4 protein-coding genes and 1 riboswitch are annotated in these 5,290 nt (G+C 71.6%); all 4 genes read right to left on the reverse strand.

Features of this window, described 5'->3' with window-relative positions; all coding sequences use genetic code 11:
* Positions 1-252 precede the first annotated feature (252 nt).
* The 4 genes from ABD240_RS17025 to ABD240_RS17035 all read right to left on the reverse strand — a co-directional run bounded on the left by ABD240_RS17025 (position 253) and on the right by ABD240_RS17035 (position 4,880).
* Positions 253-1,365: a phosphotransferase family protein gene (locus ABD240_RS17025; protein WP_344338801.1), complete on the reverse strand. Its 1,113-nt coding sequence runs from the start codon at positions 1,363-1,365 to the stop codon at positions 253-255.
* A gap of 124 nt (positions 1,366-1,489) precedes the next feature.
* Complete coding sequence (locus ABD240_RS17160; protein ID WP_425547070.1) at positions 1,490-1,888, reverse strand: VOC family protein; 399 nt, start codon at positions 1,886-1,888, stop codon at positions 1,490-1,492.
* A gap of 80 nt (positions 1,889-1,968) precedes the next feature.
* Positions 1,969-3,273 (reverse strand): PLP-dependent transferase, encoded by a 1,305-nt coding sequence (locus tag ABD240_RS17030; protein WP_344338803.1) that lies wholly within the window; start codon positions 3,271-3,273, stop codon positions 1,969-1,971.
* The gene (locus tag ABD240_RS17035) at positions 3,270-4,880 is read right to left on the reverse strand and encodes an O-acetylhomoserine aminocarboxypropyltransferase/cysteine synthase family protein (RefSeq protein WP_344338805.1); all 1,611 of its coding nucleotides are present in this window, start codon (positions 4,878-4,880) and stop codon (positions 3,270-3,272) included. Before ABD240_RS17035 ends, ABD240_RS17030 begins: the two co-directional genes overlap by 4 nt.
* Before the next feature lie 44 nt (positions 4,881-4,924).
* Positions 4,925-5,040, reverse strand: a riboswitch (SAM riboswitch).
* Between the last annotated feature and the right edge of the window lie 250 nt (positions 5,041-5,290).

Raw genomic sequence — 5,290 nt, forward strand, 5'->3', positions numbered from 1 at the left:
ACACCACACCCACCCAAAACCCGGACAGGCCTGGCAACGCATTCAGTATCCACAAACAATTCCCCTACCGCCTGATTCGCATCCGGCAGCGAGGCACAAACCTACACACCCCACCCCTCACACGCAAATCGAGAAGCCCCGGCCTCTCGCGCCCCCGCTCCACACGTACGTGACGTCTGTGCCGCGGCCGCCTGTCACGGCCGCTGCGCAGACGTCACCTGCGAGCGAGGAGCGAAAGAAGCGCCGAGGACGTCACCGCCGTGTGAGGTCTCTGGCCGCTTCCAGCAGCGCAGGCACCTGCGTCTCCAGCTTGGGTGCGAAGTCGTCACCGGGACGCTCTCCCGCATTCCACCGCGTGTACATGTCCTCGAGGAACACGGAAGCCTTCCACATCGCCAGCACCTGGTACCAGGGCAGACTGCTGACGTCCAGACCGGACTTCTCCGCGTATCGCGCGACGATCTCGCCCTTCGTGAAGTACCCTTCAGCACGCGTGACCGGGCTCAGGTCCATGACCGACGGGCCGGAATCCTCCCGATCCGAGTACATCGCCACCAGGTATCCGAGGTCGGCCAGCGGATCCCCCAGGGTCGCCATCTCCCAGTCGAGGACGGCCGTGATGCGGGCCGGGGCCTCGGGAGCGAACATGACGTTGCCGAACCGGTAGTCCCCGTGCACCAGTGCCGGCCGCTGAGTGGCCGGCAGGTTCTCACGCAGCCAGCCCGCGAGCTCCTCGACCAGTGGCAGTTCGCGCTCCGTGACCAGTGGCGCGAGCCGGGAGAAGGTTGCGATCTGCCGCTCCAGGTACCCCTCCGGCCGGCCGAACTCGGTGAGCCCCGCCTTCTCCAGATCCAGGCCGTGGAGGCTGACCAGGGTGTCCACCAGCGCCTCGGAGGCGGCTCTGCGGCCTTCAGGGCTGTCCAGTGCCGCAGGCGTCTCCCGCAGCACGATCTCGCCCTCGAGGAAGTCCATGACGTAGAAGGGCACGCCCAGCACGGATTCGTCCTCGCACACCGCGAGGATCTCCGGCACCGGCAGGCCCACCTTCGCCACGCCGCGCTGCACTCTGGCCTCACGGACCATGTCGTGCGTGGACTTGGCGATCGGCGGGCGCGGTCCGCGGCGCAGCACGAACCGCCGCCCGCCGCGCTCCATGAGGTAGGTGATGTTGGACTGGCCGTCGCCTATCCGCGTCCATGCGAGCCGGCCGCCCCCGAGGCCGTGCGCGTCGAGAAATCGCTCCACCGGCTCCAGGACGAGCAGCGGGGGCATGTCCAGTGCTGCGGCCTCGGCCGGGGTCCGCACGACCTCCGCGCCGTCGGGCTCGCTCAGCAGCGGGGTGGGTTCGGTACCAGCGGTGGGCATGCGCGCTCCTCGATCGATCGCTCAGTGTGAGGCCAGTCTCATGGGAGGAGCCCGCAGTTTCAAATCGGCGTCCAGCCGGCGAACGGCCGGCAGGCCGCGGGGGCTCGCCTACAGCCCGCGGTCGCTACTCCCGCGGCGTCTCGACCACGACGATGACGTTGCCCCAGGGATCACGCACATGGAGCGAGCGGCTTCCCGGGGCACCCTCTGGACCACGGTGAGGCGGGGCACCTGAGCGGACAAGCCTCTCCGCGTCCGCATCGAGATCGTCGCTGAATAGCACCAGGAGGGGTTCCGCCTCCTCGTGCCCGCCAGCCCCGCCGTCATCAGTCGTGGCACCATCCCGAAGGCGGGGCATCAGCCACACTCCGGGCTCAGCGGCGGCCCCAGGACCCACATGGGTGGCGCGGAACCCGGGGAATGCCTCTCCGTCGAAGAGGACAGCGAATCCCAATGCGCGCCCGTACCAGTCGATCGCAGCGTCCTGGTCCCCGACTGCGACGACCGCCCTCCCCACCCTCACGGCAGTCGCCTCAGAACGGAAGCGTATGCGGCCTTCATTCTATGCAGGCCCCCATTGCGGGAGGAAGAGGCCGGATCAGCTCAGCCGCACTGTTGGCGACGAGTGAGAGCCCGCTCCAGATCGTCCACGAGGTCCTCCACGTCCTCGATCCCCACGGACAGCCGCACCAGGTCCCGCGGCGGTGCCTCGGGACTGCCCGCGACGGAGCCGTGGGTCATGGTCGCGGGGTGGCAGACGAGCGACTCCACACCGCCCAGGCTCACGGACAGGCCGAAGAGGTCCGTGCCCTCCGCGACACTGCGCGCGGCGGCTTCACCGGCAGCGAGACCGTCGCTCACCGGCCTCGGTCGCACTGCCGCACCCGCTCCGGGACCACCCCGCGCCGAGCTGGGCCCGCCCTTCACCCGGAAGGACACGATCCCGCCGAACCCGGACATCTGCCTCTTCGCGACCTCGTGCCCGGGGTGGCCCTCCAGCCCCGGGTAGAACACCTGCTCCACCTCCGGCCTGTGCTGGAGCCACTCCGCGATGACCGCGGCGTTCTCGCAGTGCTGCCGCAGGCGGATGCCCAGCGTCTTGAGGCCGCGCGCGGCGAGGAAGGAGTCCTGCGGGCCCGCGACCGCACCGCCGGCGAACTGCTGGAAGCGGACCGCCTCCGCCAGCGGCTGCCCCTCCCACTGCGCATCGCCCACCACCACGGCACCGCCCAGCACGTCCGAGTGGCCGCCGATATACTTGGTCGTCGAGTGCACGACGGCATCGGCGCCCAGCGTCAGCGGTGTCTGCAGCGCCGGAGAGGCGAAGGTGTTGTCCACGACGACGAGCGCACCGCACGCATGCCCGGCCTCCGCCCAGGCGGCGATGTCGACCACCGTGAGGAGCGGATTGGTGGGCGTCTCGATCCACACGAGGCGCGCCTGCGGTGCCGCGATTGCGGCTTCGAACCCCGGCAGGTCGTCCGGGGCGATGAACTGCGTGGTCACTCCCCAGCGTGCGTAGAGCTGCGTGAGCAGGCGGTGGGTGCCGCCATAGGTCTGCGCCACCGCCACCACGGTGTCCCCCGGCCGCAGCACGGAGCGCAGCAGAGCGTCCTCGGCGGCGATGCCGGAGGCGAAGGCGAAAGCGTGGCTGCCGCACTCCAGAGCCGCGAGCTGCGCCTCGAACCCGTTACGGGTGGGGTTGCCGCCGCGGGAGTACTCGTATCCGGCCCGGAGCGCGTCGACGGCGGGCTGGGTGAAGGTCGAGGTCTGGTAGATGGGCGGGATGACCGCCCCCGTATGCGGATCCGGGGCCTGCCCGGCGTGCACCGCGGAGGTCGCGAAGCCCCTCCGCAGCAGGCGGGGCGGGGCCTCCGCCGCAGTCCATGTCGCCTCGTGCGTGCTCATGCCGTCACCGCCTCGGTCTCGCGGACCGGCGCTTCCGGAGCGCGCACCCGCCCCGCACGCGCAGGGGCGGCCGGCACCTCGGCGGCCCCGGCCTCGGGCGCGGCCTGCGGCTCCCCCAGGCCTGCGGCGGCATGCTCCGCCTCTGCCGGCCCCGCCCCGGCCAGCCCTGCGGCGGCGAACGCCTGGGTGAGGTCCGCCCAGAGATCCTCCGGATCCTCCCGCCCCACGGAGAGGCGGAGGGTGCGCTCCGTGATCCCGCCTGCGTCCCGCAGCTCCGGACAGAGCCGACAGTGTGTCATCGACGCGGGATGGGAGACCATCGAGCGGGCATCGCCGATGTTGGCCGCCAGCTTGAACACCTGCAGCGCGTCCACGAAGCGCTCCACCGCCGGCAGGTCGCCGTCCAGTTCGAAGGACAGCACCGCCCCGGCGCCGCGGGGGAAGTCACGGCGCGCGAGGGCCGCGTCCGGCGAACCGGGCACGCTGGGATGACGGACCACCCGTGCACCGGGATGGGCGTGGAGGCGCGCGGCGAGCTCCTCCGCCGTGCGACAGTGCCGCTCCACGCGGATGTCGAGGGTCTCGATCCCGTCGAGGGCCTGCTGCGCGCTCCACGGCGAGAGGCACGGGCCGAGGTCGTGGAGGAACTTGGCGCGGATGAGGTGGAGGAGCGCGCCGTGCTCGCCGTACCGCTCCACCAGCGGCACACCGCCGAACCGCACGAGCGGCACGGTGAGCTGCGGCCACTTCCCCGGCTCCGCACCGGGGCTGAAGCGCCCGGTGTCCACGATGACGCCGGCGAGCGCCGTCCCGTTGCCCGTGAGGTACTTCGTGACGGAGTGGACCACGAGGTCCGCGCCCAGCCTCGCCGGCTGCAGCAGGTGCGGTGTGGCCAGGGTGTTGTCGACGATGAGCGGCACACCGTGACGATGGGCGGCCTCCGCGAGGGCGGGGATGTCCGGCAGATCCGCATGCGGATTGCCGATCGATTCGACGAGGAACGCACGCGTACGCAGGGTCACGGCCGCCTCCCACTGCGCGGGCCGGTGCGGGTCGACCCAGGTCACCTCGATCCCGGCCTCGGTGAGCGAGTCGTTGAGGAGGTCCGCCGTGCCCCCGTAGATGCGTGAGGAGGCGACCACGTGTCCGCCCGGGGTGCCCGGCTCCGGACGCGCCTGCGGATGCTGACCCGCACGGCCGGCGAGCGCCAGGAGCGTGAGGGCGAGCGCCGCCTGGCCCGAGGCCGTGGCGACCGCCCCCACGCCGCCCTCCAGAGCAGCGAGCCGCCTCTCCAGCAGCGCCACGGTGGGGCTGCCGGTACGGGCATAGGTGAATGCGGGCTCCCGTTGGGCGAAGGCCTCGCGGGCATCACGGAGGGAGTCGAACTCGTAGGCGGCGGAGAGGTGGAGGGGCGGCTGCACGGGCCGCGCCGCCGGAGGGGTCGCCGCGCCGCCGTGGATCTGCGCGGTGGCGATCTGCGCGGTGGCGGTGCCGGCGTGGTGCGCGCGGGTGGGAGCGGGCTGGGCGCCGGCGGGCTGAGTTCCGGTGGGCGGTGCAGTGGGGTGCTGGGCTGCGGGTTGGGCGCCGGGATGCCGATGGACCGTCATGTCTCCCCCTGAGAGGTGGGGGGCGCCGGGAGCGGATCGCCGGCGCGCCGTACTTGCAGACGGCGGTGCGTCCGCCTGCCGGATCGTCATCTGGGGCACCCGTCGTTGGCGTGGGGTTGCCGACCGGCCGGCCAGAGCCTTGCAGCCGATTCTCATGATCCTCGTCACGAAAGTACCCGGCGGGAAGGATCGCGCGGACACTCCCGTCGCACGCCGACACGCGACGACACAGGGCGTCACACGCCTGTGCACGGGCTACTGCGCAACCGCCCGGCACAACCGCGCAGATGCGCGCGCACCCACCCACGTCTGGAAGTTACGTCTGCGTACCGGCCGTGCAGGTGTCATCTCGCGGGACAGTGGTGACAGTTCTGCATCAGGACTTCGGTGACAGTTCCGGGTTTCTTGGT

The organism is Brevibacterium salitolerans (genome assembly GCF_039531405.1).
GTDB lineage: Bacteria > Actinomycetota > Actinomycetes > Actinomycetales > Brevibacteriaceae > Brevibacterium > Brevibacterium salitolerans.

What these genes read in the sequence shown, in the direction of transcription:
- ABD240_RS17025 (WP_344338801.1), bottom strand. Translation starts at nt 1,365, where the DNA reads ATGCCCACCGCTGGTACCGAACCCACCCCGCTGCTGAGCGAGCCCGAC.
- ABD240_RS17030 (WP_344338803.1), bottom strand. Translation starts at nt 3,273, where the DNA reads ATGAGCACGCACGAGGCGACATGGACTGCGGCGGAGGCCCCGCCCCGC.
- ABD240_RS17035 (WP_344338805.1), bottom strand. Translation starts at nt 4,880, where the DNA reads ATGACGGTCCATCGGCATCCCGGCGCCCAACCCGCAGCCCAGCACCCC.